This window comes from Methanoculleus frigidifontis (assembly GCF_030464345.1).
In the GTDB taxonomy this organism is placed as follows: domain Archaea; phylum Halobacteriota; class Methanomicrobia; order Methanomicrobiales; family Methanoculleaceae; genus Methanoculleus_A; species Methanoculleus_A frigidifontis.
Genome location: NZ_VCYH01000002.1, coordinates 286070 through 302328, shown reverse-complemented (window position 1 = coordinate 302328; position 16259 = coordinate 286070). Strand labels below are relative to the sequence as shown.

Genomic DNA, 16259 nt, shown 5'->3' with positions numbered 1-16259 from the left:
ATGCCGTATTCTTCTTCGCATCTGCGACTGGTCAGCGTTTCGCCGGTCGCGAGCAGAGCAACCATCTTCCTCTGCCGTTCATTGAGTTGAGCCTCGATAGCCGGAGTAATTCCAACCACTCGTTTACTTTCGCCGCCCCCGCCGCGATGTTAAATAACCCCGTCTCCTGACCGCTTACCTATGAGACAGAGAGACACCCTCCGCTACGACCAGACGCTCTTTCGCGACCGCGAGGTCTTCGAGTTCGCCTACGTCCCCGATCAGCTCCACCACCGCGACGCCCAGAGCCGCGAACTCGCCCTCCTCGCCCGGCAGGCCGTCCGGGGCGGCAGCCCGGAGAGCGCGATCCTCCGCGGCCCTCCCGGCACCGGCAAGACCACCACCGTCCTCCGGCTCTTTTCCGAGATAGAAGAGGCGACGCAGACGATCGTCCCGGTCTACGTGAACTGCCAGCAGGACCGCACACCGCTCGCCGTCTTCCGGTGCATCTTCGAAAAACTCGTCGGCTACGCCCCGCCGTCGACCGGCACGCACGTCGACGACGTCCTCGGCAGCATCGTCCGGCGGCTCCGCGACCGGAACGCCGCGCTCCTCGTCTGCCTGGACGACGCCAACTACCTGCACGAGTCGGGGCACCTCAACGACCTCCTCTACCGGCTCCTCCGCCTCTCCGAGAAGTGGGACGTCCGCAGAGCCGGGGTCTTCGCGGTCTCGAGCGACCTTGCCCTGAACCTCTACGCCGCAGTCGACGTCCGCGTCCGGTCGGTCTTCCACCCGGCCGAGGTCTTCTTCCCGCCGTACACCAAGACGGAGATCCGCGAGATCCTCGCCGCCCGCATCCGGCAGGGCCTCTACCCGAACGTGGTGCCGAGGGCGGCCCTCGCCCTCATCACGGATATCGCCGCAGAGGAGGAGGACGTCCGGGTCGGGATCGACCTCGTCCGGAAGGCGGCCGTGCGGGCGGAGGCGGACGGCCGCCGGACAGTCACCCGAAACGACGTGACGGAGGCCTCCCGGTCGATCATCGCGCCCGCCCTGCAGACCCGGGCCGCGAACCTCAGCGAGAGCGAACGTGCCCTCCTCTCCCGCATCGCCGAAGCCGCACGGGACGGCGGTGCTGAGGTGACGTCGGGAGCGGTCTACGAAGCCGCGCAGGAGTACGCCCCGATCGGGAAGACGACCTACAACGCCCGGTTAAAACGGCTCGAGGAGGCGGGGATCGTCGACCTGCTGCTCCGGACCGGCAGGGGGCGGACGCGGGAGATCCTGCTCCGCTACGACCCCGAGCAGGTGCTCGCCGCCTGCGGCCGGCCGGGCCGTACCTGAACCGGCGAACCCCTCATTTTCGCCCGCGATCCCCGGTTTGGCGCATCTCCGTGGATATCCCTCTTGTGCGGTCAAGCAACGGTTAAATAACGCCTCGCCGCACGCTCACCACCATCCCCGCACCTTTTTAAGCCGTCTGTCCCCACGCTGCATCAAGCGATGCTCCGGCTGCGTCTTCCTCCGGGAGAGCCGGTGCACCGCGACAAGCAGCAGAGAGGCAACGCATGAAACCAAAACCGAAAAACCAACCCCGGGGCGCCTGCGTCCCGGCCGGATCGAGAAGAGACCACAGAATACTCTGCGGCGGCAGCCGGGCACAACCGAATGTTTCCAGCACCGGGATGCACCAGACCGCCAATGATACTCGGGACTGCAACGATATAAGCGTGTCCGCCCCCGGAGCGTGCCCGCGATGAGCGATGAGAGATTGAAGACGGTCCCGCTCTACCTCATTGCGCAGGTGGTGGCGGCCGCAGTCGGCAGGCACGGCAGGGCGGTCCGGGAGATCCACGTCGTCGCCGCCGCCGGCCACTACTATACCGTCACCACCATCACCCGGCAGGGGGCGAAGGCCGGTGACTGAACCGGGGACGCTCGCCTACGGCAGCGGCGGCACCCTGCACGTCATGGTCGACGCCGAGCACTACCGGATCGATCCCGGGGACGCACAGGCGCTGCTCTTCTCCGGCCGGGCGGCGCCGGTCCTGCAGGTCCGGGTCGTGCGGGACGGCAGTGCGCCGATGGGCAGGACGACGATCGAGGGGCACGCTGCGGTGACCGGCGGCGGCAGGGCGGTGGCGCTCCACACCCGCGCCGGCTCCTACGTCATCCCGCTGGTCAGTTTCCAGCGGGTGGCCCGCGGGGAGGCCGCAAGCGCCCCCCTCTTCCCCCTTCTGCAGGAGGGATGCTATGCAGGATAATATCCTCCGGGCGGCGGCCCTGCTCGCCCCGGACGGCGTCGTCGAGGTACGGGTGCTCGGGGACGCCGGCGTCCACTCCGGCTACTTCGACGACCCTGCCGAGCTCGCCGGCAGAGCTGAAGTCCTCGACGCCGACCCCTCGGTCGCCGGGATCTATGTGACGCTCAACCCCGTCAACGGTGCGCTCCTCGCCCGCCGGGCGAACCGGATCAAGATGCGGCTCTCCCGGAAAGACGCGACGACCGCCGATGCCGACATCCTCCGCCGCCGCTGGCTGCCGGTCGACATCGACCCGGTCCGGCCGAGCGGCGTCTCCTCGACCGACGCCGAGCACAACCTCGCTCTCGAGACGGCAGGCCTGATCGCCGCCTGGCTCGCAGAGCAGGGCTTCCCGGCGCCGATCATCGCCGACTCGGGCAACGGCGCCCACCTCCTCTACCGGATCGATCTTCCGAACGATACCGCGGCGACGGACCTCGTCAAAGGGTGTCTCGCCGTCCTCGACGCCCTCTTCTCGAACGAAAAGGTCACCGTCGACACCGCGAACTACAACGCCGCCCGGATCTGGAAACTCTACGGCACCGTCTCGCGGAAGGGCGACAACACGCCTGAGCGGCCGCACCGGCGGGCAGACCTCCTCTCCGTGCCGGAGGACGTGGGCATCGTTCCGGTGGAACTGCTCCGGCACCTCGCCGGGCTGCTCCCGACCGAAGAGCCGGCGCCGAAGCGGACCGGCGGAGCCATTGACCTCGCCGCCTGGCTCTGCGACAACGGGATCGCCGTCCGGTCGGCAAAGCCCTACCGCGGCGGCACGCTCTACGTCCTCGAGGACTGCCCGTTCTCCCCGGCGCACAAGGACGGGGCGTTTGCGATCCAGTTCGCGAACGGCGCGATCTTCGCCGGCTGCCACCACACGAGCTGCGGCGCCGGGGCGCAGCGCTGGCCGGAACTGCGGGGCCGCTACCGGCCCCGGGAGAAACGGGTGCAGCGGCCGGAGACGAAGGAGGAGCGACCCGCCCCTCCTCCACCGGATGACGAGCACCGTCGCCGGGCGATGGCGATCCTGAAAGAAGGCGACCCGCTCGGATTCCTGCTCGATACCTTCAACAAAACCCACGTCGGCGACCGGGTCGTCGCGGAGTGCCTGGCGATGTCGGTCGCCTCGCAGAGCATCGAGAACACGAAGGGGCTGCATGTCACCATCTCCGGGAACTCCGGCAAAGGCAAGTCCCACGCCTGCACGACGATGCTCGACCTCGTCCCTGAGGACTACCGGCTGAAGGGCACCGTCTCGAACAAAGCGCTCTACTACGCCGACGATCTCCGGCCCGGGACGGTGATCCTCTTCGACGACACCGCCCTCTCGGACGACCTGCAGGAGGTCCTGAAAGCAGCGACCTCGTCCTTCCACGAACCGATCGAGCACCGGACGGTCACGGCGGACCGGCAGCTCCGGGTCTGTTCGATACCGGAGCGGTGCGTCTGGTGGCTCGCGAAGGTCGAGAACCCGGGCGACGACCAGGTGATGAACCGGATGCTGACGGTCTGGATCGACGACTCGGCCGAGCAGGATGCGGCGGTACTCGAGCACCTCAAGCGCGTGGAAGCGGGCGAGCAGCCGGAGGGCGACGATCCGGACGTCCTGACCGCCCGGGCGCTCTGGGCGGTCGTGAAACGGCACCGGATCTTCGTCCGGATCCCGTTCGCCCGGCGGATCCAGTTTTCCAGCGTCGAAAACCGCAGAAACCCGGCGATGCTCTTCGACCTGATCAAGTGCCATGCGGCGCTGCGGTTCCTGCAGCGCGAACGGCGGGAGGCCGGCGGCGAGGTCCGGATCGAGGCGACCCGGCAGGACTTCGACGCGGCGGCCAGGCTCTACAGTGCGATCAACGGTGAGGGGGGCGGGCAGGATTTGAAGCTGACCCGGAACGAAGCGGCGGCCCTCGCGACGATCGCCCGGATGGGCTGGGCGACGTTCACGGTCCGGATGCTGCAGCAGGCGCTCGGGCTGCCCTACCACCGGACGCGGCGGATCCTGCAGGGCTACACCGCGAAGGGCACGGTCTACTGCGGCCTCCTGGAGAAGTGCCCGGTCGTCAGTGTGGTGGACGCGACGGTGATCGACGAGAGCACCGGGACGACCGTTCGCTGGCACGAGCACCACTTCCAGTTCGACGTCGAGCGCTACCGGGAATGGGTGGCAGAGCTCACGGTCTGGCTGGAGGACGGGGATACGGACGCGGGGGACGAGGACTCCCCGCCGCCGCCGGACGGTGGTTGTACTGATGGTTGCAAACAGGGTTGTAAACAGGGTTGTAAACAGGGTTGTAAAGAGATCGCGGGTGCGTGTTCGCGGCAGTCCGGGGAGGATTCTGAAAACGGCGGAGATACGGCAGAGATCGATCGCGACGATTCTGTATCGTTTGCAACGTTTTCCGGATCGCACGGCACGCCCGATCCGACTCCACTGGAAGGCCAGCCGGATCGCCTGCACGAACCCCCGGCGCCGTGCGTTTTCGGATCGGTTGCAAACGAAAAACCCGAAAATGAGAATGTATCGAGGAATCTGGAATTCCCTGACGTATCGAAGACTTTCCTCGCGAAAACTGTTTACAACCCCGTTTACAACCCCGTTTGCAACACCCTGTACAACAGTGTTGCAACCGGCATCCGGCCGCTGCCCGGGCTGCTCGATCACCGGACGTTTGAGCGGACGAAGGTCGAGCTCGGCCGGTGCGAGATCTGCGACGGCGCAAAGGCAGTCTACCGCTCACGCGAGGCGCAGGCGAATATCTGCCAGGGGTGCTACGCACGGCTGGTGCGGGAGTGGAACGCGAGGGAGGGGGTGCGATGAACGCGGTCGATCCCCTGCAGGGGCCGGCGGTGGTGCGGCGAGCAGGGTTTGGGTGCCGGTGTTGTGGGGAATCTGCTGTGAGTGGTGTATGCGTCGGTGCACGGAATGCGTATATGATGCTCCTCTTCGGGTTTTACTGGCTCACGGCAGCACTGGGATTGATGAACGCGCGAGAAAAAGGTGGGTGAGGATCGATTCGCTTCACACGAATACAAGTGGCACTCAGTACTCGCCACCATAGATCCCCGTCGCGATCTCGTCCTCGATCGTGTCGGTCTCCTTTCGCGTGACCGCCTCTTCCCGCTGCTGCCGCAGGTCTCTGACAAGGTCCCGGACAGTATAGCTGTCGACGGCGTTGTATCCCGCCGCATCGTATTCCAGCGCCGCGATCTCCGCGAGCGCCTGCTCGAGGCGGTCAAGGTCGCTGTACTGGCCGACGGCGATCCGGAATCGATCGAGGGTCGGCTCTGCGGTGCAGCGGAAGTTCCCCGTGATCGCGTGGCCGAGGAGGATCTCGTCCACGACGCGGCCTCGCTCCGGGTCTACCGCTATCTCCAGGACTGCCGGTCTGATCTCGGAGGTGTCGATATCGCCCACCCCGAACCCGGCGATGACGGTCAGCTGCATCCGGCACGCTCCATGCAGGAGATCGGCAGCGTCCGGGATAATGGTTTGCTCTCCGGCTCCTGCAGCAGGTCCGGGAGGGACGTATCTGCGTGCAGACGCCCTGTGCCTGCACGGATCGCTTCTGCGGCCGTCACCGGTCTGCCGCCCCGTCCTCCGGCGAGGCCTTCCGCACGACCCTGACCGACTCGGACGTCGTATACCGGATACACTCCTCCGGAATCTCCTCCCCGATCGCCTCCTCGGCGGCACCGACCGGAACGTGTGCTATCCGGACGAAGACCTCCGGATATCGCTCGTAGAACCGCTCGGGAACGATCTGACGGCTCCGGCTGACGCTGGCCGTCACGCTGTAGGCCTCGTTCTCCGAGACCCCCGCACTCCTGGCCCGCTCGAGGAGCGCCCTCCGCAGCGTGTCGGCCGAGCGGATCTCTTCGCGCAGCTTTCGGATATGCTCCTGCAGCGCGTAGGCCTCCTCGAGAAGGGCCTCGTCCGGGACATTGTCGATCTCCGGGCGGCCCGGCGCTGCCGGGGCGCAGGCGCCGTCCGGCAGGGGCTCTCCGCCGGAAGCGTTCCGGATCGCAGCGAGGAAGGTTCCGGCGTACTTCTCCAGTTTCGCAGCCCCGACGCCGGGGAGCGCCGCGAACGCTTCCGGCGTCTGCGGCCGGCGGCCGGCCATCTCTTTCAGCGTCCTGTCGGGGAAGACGACGTACGGCGGAACGCCCTGCTCGTCGGCGAGGCTCTTGCGGAGCCTTCGGAGGTCCTCGAAGAGGGCGGTGTCCGGCTGCCCCGCATCCCGGTCCTGCAGCACCGGGCTCGCTGCCTGCTGCCCCTTCGGCCGGGTAAGCCGCACGTTCTCGTCCCCGGCGAGGATGCGCCGGCTCCGCTCGTTCAGGGTGACGACGGGGTACTGCCCCGGGCTCTGGTCCAGGCAGCCGTTCGCGACGAGCTCCCGGATGAACGTGCTCCACTGCTCGCTCGAGTACTCGCTCCCGGAGTTGTACGCCGGCAGGTCCTGGTGGCCCCGTGCCGTCACCCTGCTGCTCCGCGAGCCGGCAAGGACGTCCGCGATCTGCCGGACGCCGAACGATCCCGGCATCCCGGCGATGCAGGCCACGATCTTTTCTGCCGCTTCCCGGCCGTCGATGAACTCGTTCGGGAGCAGGCAGGCGTCGCAGGAGTTGCACGGCACGCCGTCGAACGCCTCGCCGAAGTAGTCCAGCAGGTACTGGCGGCGGCACCGGGTGGTCTCGCAGTACTGCACCATGGCGGTGAGTTTCTGCAGGGCGATCCGGTGGTACTCGGGATCGGTCACAGCGTCCGTCTCGAGGATCTTCATGTTCTTCTGCCGGTCGCCCGGGCTGTAGAAGAGGATGCAGTCGCTCTCCTCGCCGTCCCGGCCGGCACGCCCGCTCTCCTGGGCGTAGGCCTCCAGGCTCCTTGGCATGTCGTAGTGGATGACGAACCGGACGTCGGGTTTGTCGATCCCCATGCCGAAGGCGTTTGTTGCGCAGACCACGTCGATCTCGTCCCGGATGAAGAGGTCCTGCACCCGGCCGCGGAAGGCGGCCGGCAGGTCGGCGTGGTAGGGCAGGGCGCGGATGCCGTCTTCCTGCAGTTTCGCCGCGACCTCTTCGGTGCGCTTTCTGCTCGAGAAGTAGACGATCCCGGATCTGCCCGGGTTGCTCTTCAGGTAGTCGAGGAGCCGGGCGTAACCGCCCTTTTTGCCGGTGACGGCGTACTGCAGGTTCTGCCGGTCAAAGCTCCCGACGTACACGGCCGGGTCCGCAAGATCGAGCTGCCGCTGGATGTCCTGCCGGACCGTGGGGATTGCGGTCGCCGTCAGGGCTATCACGGGGATCTTTGGGAACTCCTCCTTCAGGACCCGCAGCCGGCGGTACTCCGGCCGGAACTGGTGCCCCCACTCGGAGATGCAGTGCGCCTCGTCGATGGCAAAGAGCGTTACCCGGAGCTCGCGGAGGGTCTCGAGGAACCGGGGTTGGACCGCTTTTTCCGGGGATACGTAGAGCAGGCGGACCCGTCCGGCTTCAAGGTCTCGGAGTGTCCGGACCATCGCCTCGTAGGGGAGCGAGCTGTTCAGGGTGGCTGCGGCGACCCCCTGCGCCGCCAGGGTGTCGACCTGGTCTTTCATGAGGGAGATCAGGGGCGAGACGACGACGGTGAGCCCTCCCGCCACGAGAGCCGGAAGCTGGTAGCAGAGCGATTTGCCGCCGCCGGTTGCCAGAACGGCGAGAACGTCCCTCTTCCGGAGGATGTCCCGGACGATCTCTTCCTGGTAGGGTAAGAATGCGGAGTAGCCGTAGTATTGTTCGAGCGCTGCGTGCAGAGAGTCCATCCGGATGAGAGGTTGTACGCAGGGCGATATGGCTTTTCTGGAATCGGCCAGGGGAGGGGTGTGTTCAGGGGCAGACGCGGATCGGGTAGTCCTCTGCCCGGCACAATGCAGCGAAATGATGCTCCCCCAGATTGTTTTTCCAAAAAACCCGTTTATCCCCGTACCATATGCAGGTTCTATTCAAACCTTTTGCACGATCGATACCCTGCCCAGCCGCGGCTTTCGGGGTCTTACACCCGGTGCACCGGGCATACCTATTTCGGTTACCGGAATCAATACGGGATGACCACGTGTCTGTCAGGGAGATGGGAACGCATCCCACACGATAGTACGAACTCGGATCAGAAGATTGCATGGAGATGTGCCGTCTGCGGTTTTATCTTCACGGGAGAAAAGCCGCCCGGAGGCTGCCCCGTATGCCACAGCCCGTCTCCTGAATTTTTACGCGGTCCAGGCAGAGTCCTGCGTCTACCCGTGCAGAAACAAGAACGACGATATGCCGGCGTTCCGCGCGATGCTCGCCGCATCAAAGGCGGTCATTGTTGCATCCCCGATCAACTGGAACGGCATGTCGGCCCGGCTCAAGGTCTTTCTCGACCGGACCCACGTGCATGGAGAACCTCTTCCACCTCAACAAACCCGGACTGACCGAGGGAAAGGCTGCCGGAATTCTTATCTGCGGCCACGAAGACGGTGCAATCAAGACCGCCATGGACGTCTGGCTGAACTTCCAGCAGCTCGGCTACGTACTTGCCCCGTTCGGGATCGCGTTTCGGACGCACGGTTCGCAGTTCAACAGCAGTACCGACCGGGAGTTCTTCCGGAACGACGAGCTGATCGTCCGCCATACACAGGGCGTTGTGAACAACGTCATTGCGTTCATGCAGCTTGATATCGAGGCGAAGCTCGACGGGAAACTGGTGCCGGTGACGGAATAGTTCCGGAGCCCGGACCACCCGGTGTCTATTCTGCCCGGCGAACGGGAAAAGAATGGTGAAAGGGCTTCTCCCCCGCTACACCGTCAAATAGAAGATGACGAAGTAGAAGAGGAAGAAGAGCGAGGCGAGAAAGATCCCGTACCCGGTGCTCCGCAGCCGTGCAGGATCGCCCGGGTATTTCTCCTGCGTTTTCATCAGGTCCTCCTCAAAGTCGCGTACCGATTCTTCGGGCAGGAATACCTTTGCCACCGGCAGGACGATCCAGCCCCCGATGAGTTTGGTGGCGTCGACCGGGTTCTGGGTGAACCACGCGAGCCGGTCGATGATCGCCTGCTGGACGGTGCCGATCGCATCGGCAAATCCCGGCAGGGGGGTTTGGCAGAACCAGACAAACCCGGTGCCCGCCCGCCGGTACAGGATGTCCACGTCGGAGAGCACCCATGTCCGCGGCGCGAGCGCCCGCCTCCCGAGGACGAAGAGGACGGCCGCCCCGAGGATGACGGCCCCGCTCTCAAGCAGGTGACCGAGGCTGAAGGGATCGTAGTGCTCGGCAAATGGCAGAACCGCAAGCAGCAGCCCCGGGAAGACGCCGATGATGATACAGGCCGCCGCGGTTCCGCCCATGGCGGCGAGCATGGGAAACGGCGCTTCTTCTGCCGATATCGCATCATTTCGTGCGAAGAACGTGTAGTAGATGAGCCGTGCCATGTAGACCAGCGTGATCAGCGAGCTGCCCGCAAGGACGAGGGAGAGCGGATCAAGGTGGGCGGCGTGTGCCGCCTCGGTGACCATACCCTTGCTGACAAACCCGTTCAGGCCCGGGATCCCTGCGGCGGCGGCGGCGCCGATGATGCAGAACGCCGCTGTTATCGGCATCTTCCGCGCTAGCCCGCCGAGTTCGGTCAGGTTGCTCTTCCCTGTCGAGAGAATGACCGCGCCCATGCCCATGAAGAGGAGCGCCTTAAAGAGGATGTCGTTGACCAGATGGGCGGCGCCTGCGCTCAAACCGATTGCGGTGCCGATCCCGATTCCTGCGACCATATACCCCACCTGACTGACGATGGAATACGAGAGGATCCTCCGGATATCGTTCTGGAAGAGCGCAAAGACTGCGCCGTACACGACCATCAGCGCGCCCATGTACGCGAGCGCCTCCAGTCCCGGGAACGTCCGGGCAAGGAGGTAGATTGCTGCCTTTGTCGTGAAGATGGAGAGGAAGACCGACCCGTAGATGGTCGCCTCCGGGTACGCGTCCGGCACCCAGGTATGGAGCGGGATGAACGCTGCGTTCACCCCGATGCCGATCAGCATGAGCATGTATCCTGCTCCCGCATCTACCGGGCCGACCGCGATCGATCCCGTGGCGGCGTACTGGATCGCAATCCCGCCGAGCAGGCAGCTGCCCCCGAAGATGTGAAGCAGGATATACCGGAATCCTGCATCCGCCGACCGCGGGTATCCCCCGAACCAGATCAGGACGAGCGAGGCGATCGCCATGATCTCCCAGAAGAAGAATACCGTAAAGAAGTCCCCGGCAAAGACCACCCCGAGTGCCCCGCCCATGTAGAGCAGCGCCGCCGTATGGTGGGCGGTCGAGGGAAGTCTGCCCGCATAGATGAGCGCAAGCAGGCCGGCAAAGGCGAATACACCGCCTGCAAGCAGGCTCAGGCCGTCCGCGTGCAGCAGCACCAGATCGAACTCGGGCAGGAGCCCGACGACCCATGAGGTCTGCGGGCTGATGAGAAGCGTTGCAGCAAGCCCGATGAGGCCGACTGCGGCCAGGTACGGCGGCCGGGCACGCCCCGTGACGAGGGGGACGAGAAGCGCTCCTATGATAAAGATGAAGGCAGGGGGAATACCGATCATTCACACAACCCCCATGAGGTTCTGGACCGCCATCTCGGCGAGCCGCAGGAACGGCAGGTCCGGATAGAGGCCAAGTGCAATCGAGATGAGCGCGGTCGCGACCAATGGTGCGAGCATCATCATCGGCGCCTCCCGGATGCCTTTCGCGCCGCCTTCCGGTTCTTCAAAGAACGCCGTATAGAGGATCGGGAAGAAGTAGGCGACGTTTAAGACCGTGCTGCCGATGAGCACCAGCAGCAGCGCGATCTCGTGCGCCTGCACCGTGCCGAGCACGAGGTACCACTTGCTGATCAGTCCGCAGGCGGGCGGAAGCCCGATCACCGCGATCGCGCCTATGGCGAACGCCGTCATGGTGACCGGCATCGACCGGGCAAGCCCCTTCATATCGCTGATATTCTCGATGCCTGCGGCGACGATGATCGCGCCTGCGCAGAAGAAGAGCGTGATCTTCATGAACGCGTGGAAGGGGATATGGATCATCGCCCCGGTGATGCCGAGCGGCGTTAAGAGGGCGACCCCGAGCAGGATGTAGGAGAGCTGCCCGATGGTCGAGTAGGCAAGCCTCCGCTTCAGGTTGTCCTGCGCAAGCGCGAACATCGATGCGACGATGATGGTTATCGAGGCGATGACGGCGAGCAGCACCCCGAGGCCGAGATTCGCCATCAGGTCGATCCCGAAGATGAAGCAGACGATCCTGATGATGCCGAACGCGCCTGCCTTCACGACCGCGACCGCGTGCAGGAGGGCGCTGACCGGCGTCGGTGCGACCATCGCGCTCGGGAGCCAGGAGTGCAGCGGCATCCACGCCGCCTTTGCAAACCCGACCAGGAACGTCACAAACAGGATCTGCTGCATGAGGGCGGTCCCGTGCCCGGCCAGGATGCCGCCGGGCTCAAAGGCGGTGGTGCCGGTCAGGGCGTAGGTCACAATGAGCGAGAACAGGAAGAAGATCCCTGCCGTAAGCAGGTAGGCGATATACTTCCTGCCTGCCTGCCGGGCCGCTTCGTTCTCGTTGTGGACGACGAGCGGGTAGGTCGAGAGCGTCAGGATCTCGTAGAAGATAAACATCGTCCAGAGGTTTGCCGAGAACGCGATGCCCATCGCCGACGCGATTGCGACCGCGAAACAGAAGAAGTACCGGGTCAGCCCGTGCTCTTTCAGCGCCCGCATGTACCCGATCGAGTAGAACGAGTTCGCGACCCAGAGGCTTGACGAGGTAAGGGCGAAGATCAGGCCGAACGCGTCGACCCGGAGCGCCACCTCAAGCCCGGGCAGGAGCTGCATGATCGCGTACTCGGCCGTGTTTCCTGCAAGGATGAGCGGCAGCAGGGAGAGCACGACCGCGAAGTTCACCACCGAGGCGATGACCGTCCAGCTCTCGCGGATGAACTCGTGGTTCCTGAAGGCCAGGATCAGGAGCGATGCTGCAAACGGTATGGCCAGAGCCAGCACCGGGGCGTAGGACTGGATCGCCGCCATGCTATCCGCCTCCAAGCAGGGTCATTACCACGGGTTCGATGATCGAGAGCGGCACGATGACGAAGAGGCCGAAGAGCACGCATGCAGCGGCAAGCACGAGCATCGGGGCGAGCATGCTGGCAGGCGCATCGTCGACCGCTCCGGGTGCATGCGGGTCGTGCCCCTCCTCGGCCCGGAAGTAGGCGTACTCGAAGATCCTCCAGAAGTATACCGCGGAGAGCAGGCTGCTTGCAAGGATGACCGTCACAAAGATCCACTGGCCCGCGTCCAGCGCTCCAAGCGCGAGATACCATTTGCTCATGAACCCGACGGTCGGCGGTATGCCGATCATCGACGCCGCGGCAATAAAGAACGCGGCGGAGGTATACGGCATCTTCTTTGCAATTCCCTTGAAGTCGTCGATGTTCCGAACGCCCGTCCGGTACACGATTGCGCCGGCCACCATGAAGAGGCATCCTTTCATGACGGCATGGTTCAGGATGTGCAGGATGCCCCCGGTCATCGCGACGCTGTTTGCGATCCCGATGCCGAGCAGGATGTAGCCCATCTGGCTGACGCTCGAGTATGCAAGCATCCGCTTCATATCGTACTGCGCAATCGCGAGCACGGATCCTGCAATAATGGCGACTGCGGCGACCCAGGCGAAGATCTCCATGATCGGGAGATAGTCGACGATGAACCCGACGGTAAAGACGCTGAAGAGGATCCGTATGGTCGCATAGACGCCCATCTTCGCGACGATCGTGGATAGAAGGGCGCTCACGACCGACGGTGCGTAGGTATACGCATCCGGCTGCCACATGTGCAGCGGGAAGAGCGCTGTCTTGATGGATAATCCGACGATGAAGAAGACAAAGGCCGTATGGATGAGGGTCGAGTCGTAGAGCGGCGGCAGCAGGCGGGCGAGATCCGCCATGTTCAGGGTGCCGGTGGCGACGTAGAGATGTCCGATGCCGAGCAGGATGAACCCTGCCGAGACCGAACCCATCACCAGGTAGTTGAAGCTCGCCATGAACCCGCGCCTCTCGCGCCCGGCCGCGACGAGGGTATAGGCCGCAATCGAGGAGATCTCGAGGAAGACGTAGAGGTTGAAGATATCTCCGGTTATGGCGATGCCGCAGACGCCGGCGACCAGCAGGAGGAAGACCACGTAGAAACCGACGGTCTTCTTCTCCTCGATCTCGTTTGCGATGCTTCTCTTCGAGTAGATACAGCAGAGGAGCGAAAGCAGCAGCAGTATGACGAGCACGTACGCGCTCAGTCGGTCGACGACGTACTCGATACCCCACGGCGGGAGCCAGTTGCCGAGATTGTAGTGGATCGTCCCGTTCGTCACCACTTCCCACAGGAGGTAGAGCGAGATGGCGAACTGGACCGCGATGGTGCCCAGAGCAATCGGGAAAGAGTATCTCCTGTCGACCCACCCGGCAAGGAGCGTGGTGTATGCTGCCACCAGGGCTATGACAATGACAAGGATCGGGAAGTGCTCTGTGATCATGATGATTCCTGCCATTGCTCAACGATCTCGTCCTCTTCTATCGTTCCATAGGACTCATATACCCGTATCACCAGCGCAAGGGCGACTGCTGTCGTGCTCACGGCAACCACGATGGCCGTCAGGATGAGGACGTGGGGCAGGGGGTTGACATATACGGCGTCGGTGCCGGGGACGAGAATCGGTGCGGTGCCCCCGACCACATCGGCGGTTGAGATATAGAAGAGGAATATGGCCGTCTGGAAGATGTTGAGCCCGATGATCTTCTTGATGAGGTTGCTTTTTGCGATCATCGCATACAGGCCGACGAGCATAATGATTACAGCCATGTAGTAGTTGTACCGCAGAAAGATCGCGGTGATTATCTCTTCGATCATTCCACTTCCTCTTTTGACGCCATATCGTAGAATATTGAGGTCATTACTGCCATCACGGTTATGCCGATACCGATCTCGACGAACTCTGCCATCAGTCCCCGGATCTCAGGCCCGGGCAGCGGGAGCGGCAATGCAGAGTACCCGAGGAAATTTCCGCCAAAAAGTATCGCGAGAAGGCCGATCCCGGCAAAGATATACACCCCGAGACTGGCGGCGACGGTGGTGATCTTTTCATAGATCCGCTTCCGGGCTTCGGTGATTCCGAACGCGATACCGTACAGGATGAACGCGGATGCGAATATCACGCCGCCCTGGAACCCGCCGCCTGCACTGGAGGCTCCGTGGAGAATCACGTAGAGTCCGAAGAGCTGGATAAAGGGGACGATCATGCGCGTGACCGTCCGTATGACGACGTCTTCCTTCACAGCCGTCCACCCCGTCGAAGCAGCAGCAGCAGCGACATTCCGGCGGTAAAGATCACGGTCGCCTCGCCGAGCGTATCGTAGCTACGGTAGTCGGTGAGGATCACGGTGACGATATTGGCCATATCGGCATCCTCGTACGCGTTCTCAATGTAGTATTGCGCGACGTAGGTGTTTGCCGGAGTATCGGGATCCCCGAACGGCGGGATGTCTCCTTCTGCCCAGAGGAGAAGGGCGCCGACGACGATCACCGCAAAAAGTGCCCACTTCCTCAATCCTTTGACCTCCGTGTTGTTCGCGATACCACTGCAATAAAAAGCACGGTCGTGATGCCCGCGCCGACGGCGGCTTCCGTAAAAGCGACGTCGACCGCATTCATCTCCGCCCAGAGCACCGCCATTATCAGGGAGTATGCGGCAAAAATGACCACGGCAGAGAGGAGATTCCGCACGGTGATCGCCGCGATCGCGCAGATCACGAGGAAGAGGAACATGGCAAAGTTAAATTCCCAGATCATCTCCGCTCATCTCCGACCTTCCATGGTTTGAGGCCAATAACGTAGGCGGCCCGGACAATCGCGTAGGTGGCCGTCGGGGTGAGTATGTAGATGAACAGGATCAGGAAGACGAGCTTTACCATGTTGAAGGTAAACCCTTCGTAGAGGATGAACCCGAGCAGGAGCAGCCCCTCTCCGAGCGAATCGCATTTGCCTGATGCGTGAGCCCGGGTGTAAAAGTCGGGCATGCGTATCAGCCCGAGCGGTCCGATGAACATAAAGAACAGCCCGAGCGCGATCAGCACGAAGAACAGAACCTCGATTACAGGGTTCATCAGCAGATACACCCTTTCTCAAGATATTTGGCCATTGCAAGCGTTGCTGTGAAGCTGATCATCGCATACGCGAGGGAGATGTCAAGGAAGAGTGGCCGCTCGTAGATATATCCGATGATGATGAGCAGGATAATCGTCTTTGTTCCGATCGCATTTACTGCAATCAACCGGTTGCAGGAATCCGGACCGGCTACTACCCGGTACAGGCAGAGAAATATCGTGAATATCAGGACGATCCCTGATATGGTGAAGACGTCGATCATTCCTTCTCCTCAAAGACCGCCGCTACCTTCTTCTGCATCGTTGCATCTCTGGAGAATGTCGGGCAGAGCGAGTGCACGATATACACCCCTCCTTCCACATCTACCGTTAGTGTCCCGGGGGTCAGCGTCATCGAGTTTGCAAGGACGGTACGTGACACATCGCCTGAAAGGCCGGTATCGAATGAGATGATCGACGGAGCGATCGGCATCGACGGGTGGAGCACCCGGTATGCCACATCAAAGCCCGCGTGGAATATCTCCACCAGGAGCCAGGGAACATACCAGAAGATAAATCGTCCCGTCTTCCTGATCACGCCCGCCCTGCGCCCGGGTATGAGCAGATCGTGCGAGAGCACTGCGACGATCGCCGAGCAGATAACCCCTCCTATCAGGTGAAACGCGTCAAAATAGGTCGATAGCATCGCCCAGAAGGCGAAGAGGATGCCAAACGTCGCAATTATTTTTACAAGCGTTCCGTCTCCCGTCATCGAACTGTACCTCATCTCTC

The 16259-nt window shown here is 63.2% G+C and carries 17 protein-coding genes and 2 pseudogenes; 7 read left to right on the top strand and 12 right to left on the bottom strand.

Annotated elements, in window-relative coordinates; genetic code table 11:
• The first annotated feature begins 180 nt into the window (after positions 1-180).
• The 4 genes from FGU65_RS04365 to FGU65_RS04350 all read left to right on the top strand — a co-directional run bounded on the left by FGU65_RS04365 (position 181) and on the right by FGU65_RS04350 (position 5100).
• Positions 181-1326 carry an ORC1-type DNA replication protein gene (locus tag FGU65_RS04365; protein WP_301663192.1) on the top strand — a complete coding sequence of 382 codons (1146 nt, stop codon included), beginning with the start codon at positions 181-183 and terminating at the stop codon, positions 1324-1326.
• 412 nt (positions 1327-1738) lie between these two features.
• Positions 1739-1909, top strand: coding sequence for a hypothetical protein (locus FGU65_RS04360; RefSeq protein WP_301663191.1), 171 nt, complete (start codon positions 1739-1741; stop codon positions 1907-1909).
• Positions 1902-2246 (top strand): hypothetical protein, encoded by a 345-nt coding sequence (locus FGU65_RS04355; protein WP_301663190.1) that lies wholly within the window; start codon positions 1902-1904, stop codon positions 2244-2246. Before FGU65_RS04360 ends, FGU65_RS04355 begins: the two co-directional genes overlap by 8 nt.
• A complete protein-coding gene (locus FGU65_RS04350) occupies positions 2236-5100 on the top strand; it encodes an MTBMA_p00010-related P-loop-containing protein (RefSeq protein WP_301663189.1) in 2865 nt (954 codons plus the stop codon). The genes FGU65_RS04355 and FGU65_RS04350 overlap by 11 nt, the downstream gene beginning before the upstream one ends.
• Before the next feature lie 222 nt (positions 5101-5322).
• On the opposite strand, the gene FGU65_RS04345 is transcribed toward FGU65_RS04350, so the two are convergent.
• Together FGU65_RS04345 and recQ are read right to left on the bottom strand one after the other, a co-directional pair.
• Positions 5323-5727 (bottom strand): hypothetical protein, encoded by a 405-nt coding sequence (locus tag FGU65_RS04345; RefSeq protein ID WP_301663188.1) that lies wholly within the window; start codon positions 5725-5727, stop codon positions 5323-5325.
• A gap of 130 nt (positions 5728-5857) precedes the next feature.
• On the bottom strand, positions 5858-8080 hold the full coding sequence (gene recQ / locus FGU65_RS04340) for a DNA helicase RecQ (protein ID WP_301663187.1): 2223 nt from the start codon (positions 8078-8080) through the stop codon (positions 5858-5860).
• Between the two features lie 105 nt (positions 8081-8185).
• Between recQ and FGU65_RS15880 the strand changes: the two are divergent.
• The 3 genes and pseudogenes from FGU65_RS15880 to FGU65_RS04335 form a co-directional block, all read left to right on the top strand.
• A pseudogene (locus tag FGU65_RS15880) lies at positions 8186-8509 on the top strand (rubredoxin-like domain-containing protein); the annotation flags it as partial.
• Positions 8442-8678 (top strand): annotated as a pseudogene (locus tag FGU65_RS16000) (NAD(P)H-dependent oxidoreductase); the annotation flags it as partial. The pseudogenes FGU65_RS15880 and FGU65_RS16000, both read left to right, overlap by 68 nt.
• 13 nt (positions 8679-8691) lie before the next feature.
• Positions 8692-9018 carry a carbonic anhydrase gene (locus FGU65_RS04335; protein ID WP_301663186.1) on the top strand — a complete coding sequence of 109 codons (327 nt, stop codon included), beginning with the start codon at positions 8692-8694 and terminating at the stop codon, positions 9016-9018.
• Between the two features lie 75 nt (positions 9019-9093).
• Here the strand turns inward: FGU65_RS04335 and FGU65_RS04330 are convergent, their stop codons facing one another.
• The 10 genes from FGU65_RS04330 to FGU65_RS04285 are packed head-to-tail and all read right to left on the bottom strand — an operon-like array spanning position 9094 to position 16239.
• Positions 9094-10884 (bottom strand): Na(+)/H(+) antiporter subunit D, encoded by a 1791-nt coding sequence (locus tag FGU65_RS04330; protein ID WP_301663185.1) that lies wholly within the window; start codon positions 10882-10884, stop codon positions 9094-9096.
• Positions 10885-12363 (bottom strand): monovalent cation/H+ antiporter subunit D family protein, encoded by a 1479-nt coding sequence (locus FGU65_RS04325; RefSeq protein WP_301663184.1) that lies wholly within the window; start codon positions 12361-12363, stop codon positions 10885-10887. It abuts the gene before it with no gap.
• 1 nt (position 12364) lies between these two features.
• Positions 12365-13876 (bottom strand): monovalent cation/H+ antiporter subunit D family protein, encoded by a 1512-nt coding sequence (locus FGU65_RS04320; RefSeq protein WP_301663183.1) that lies wholly within the window; start codon positions 13874-13876, stop codon positions 12365-12367.
• Complete coding sequence (locus FGU65_RS04315) at positions 13858-14235, bottom strand: cation:proton antiporter subunit C (protein WP_301663182.1); 378 nt, start codon at positions 14233-14235, stop codon at positions 13858-13860. The genes FGU65_RS04320 and FGU65_RS04315 overlap by 19 nt, the downstream gene beginning before the upstream one ends.
• Complete coding sequence (locus FGU65_RS04310; RefSeq protein WP_301663181.1) at positions 14232-14660, bottom strand: Na(+)/H(+) antiporter subunit B; 429 nt, start codon at positions 14658-14660, stop codon at positions 14232-14234. Before FGU65_RS04310 ends, FGU65_RS04315 begins: the two co-directional genes overlap by 4 nt.
• Positions 14657-14932 (bottom strand): hydrogen gas-evolving membrane-bound hydrogenase subunit E, encoded by a 276-nt coding sequence (mbhE, locus tag FGU65_RS04305; protein WP_301663180.1) that lies wholly within the window; start codon positions 14930-14932, stop codon positions 14657-14659. The genes FGU65_RS04310 and mbhE overlap by 4 nt, the downstream gene beginning before the upstream one ends.
• Positions 14929-15174, bottom strand: a complete 246-nt coding sequence (locus FGU65_RS04300; RefSeq protein WP_301663179.1) for a hydrogenase subunit MbhD domain-containing protein — start codon at positions 15172-15174, stop codon at positions 14929-14931. The genes mbhE and FGU65_RS04300 overlap by 4 nt, the downstream gene beginning before the upstream one ends.
• Positions 15171-15488 (bottom strand): monovalent cation/H(+) antiporter subunit G, encoded by a 318-nt coding sequence (gene mnhG / locus FGU65_RS04295; RefSeq protein WP_301663178.1) that lies wholly within the window; start codon positions 15486-15488, stop codon positions 15171-15173. Before mnhG ends, FGU65_RS04300 begins: the two co-directional genes overlap by 4 nt.
• Positions 15488-15751, bottom strand: coding sequence for a monovalent cation/H+ antiporter complex subunit F (locus FGU65_RS04290; protein WP_301663177.1), 264 nt, complete (start codon positions 15749-15751; stop codon positions 15488-15490). Before FGU65_RS04290 ends, mnhG begins: the two co-directional genes overlap by 1 nt.
• Positions 15748-16239, bottom strand: a complete 492-nt coding sequence (locus FGU65_RS04285) for a Na+/H+ antiporter subunit E (protein WP_301663176.1) — start codon at positions 16237-16239, stop codon at positions 15748-15750. Before FGU65_RS04285 ends, FGU65_RS04290 begins: the two co-directional genes overlap by 4 nt.
• Between the last annotated feature and the right edge of the window lie 20 nt (positions 16240-16259).

What these genes read in the sequence shown, in the direction of transcription:
- FGU65_RS04365 (WP_301663192.1), top strand. Translation starts at nt 181, where the DNA reads ATGAGACAGAGAGACACCCTCCGCTACGACCAGACGCTCTTTCGCGAC.
- FGU65_RS04360 (WP_301663191.1), top strand. Translation starts at nt 1,739, where the DNA reads ATGAGCGATGAGAGATTGAAGACGGTCCCGCTCTACCTCATTGCGCAG.
- FGU65_RS04350 (WP_301663189.1), top strand. Translation starts at nt 2,236, where the DNA reads ATGCAGGATAATATCCTCCGGGCGGCGGCCCTGCTCGCCCCGGACGGC.
- FGU65_RS04345 (WP_301663188.1), bottom strand. Translation starts at nt 5,727, where the DNA reads ATGCAGCTGACCGTCATCGCCGGGTTCGGGGTGGGCGATATCGACACC.
- recQ (WP_301663187.1), bottom strand. Translation starts at nt 8,080, where the DNA reads ATGGACTCTCTGCACGCAGCGCTCGAACAATACTACGGCTACTCCGCA.
- FGU65_RS04335 (WP_301663186.1), top strand. Translation starts at nt 8,692, where the DNA reads ATGGAGAACCTCTTCCACCTCAACAAACCCGGACTGACCGAGGGAAAG.
- FGU65_RS04330 (WP_301663185.1), bottom strand. Translation starts at nt 10,884, where the DNA reads ATGATCGGTATTCCCCCTGCCTTCATCTTTATCATAGGAGCGCTTCTC.
- FGU65_RS04325 (WP_301663184.1), bottom strand. Translation starts at nt 12,363, where the DNA reads ATGGCGGCGATCCAGTCCTACGCCCCGGTGCTGGCTCTGGCCATACCG.
- FGU65_RS04320 (WP_301663183.1), bottom strand. Translation starts at nt 13,876, where the DNA reads ATGGCAGGAATCATCATGATCACAGAGCACTTCCCGATCCTTGTCATT.
- FGU65_RS04315 (WP_301663182.1), bottom strand. Translation starts at nt 14,235, where the DNA reads ATGATCGAAGAGATAATCACCGCGATCTTTCTGCGGTACAACTACTAC.
- FGU65_RS04300 (WP_301663179.1), bottom strand. Translation starts at nt 15,174, where the DNA reads ATGATCTGGGAATTTAACTTTGCCATGTTCCTCTTCCTCGTGATCTGC.
- mnhG (WP_301663178.1), bottom strand. Translation starts at nt 15,488, where the DNA reads ATGAACCCTGTAATCGAGGTTCTGTTCTTCGTGCTGATCGCGCTCGGG.
- FGU65_RS04290 (WP_301663177.1), bottom strand. Translation starts at nt 15,751, where the DNA reads ATGATCGACGTCTTCACCATATCAGGGATCGTCCTGATATTCACGATA.
- FGU65_RS04285 (WP_301663176.1), bottom strand. Translation starts at nt 16,239, where the DNA reads ATGACGGGAGACGGAACGCTTGTAAAAATAATTGCGACGTTTGGCATC.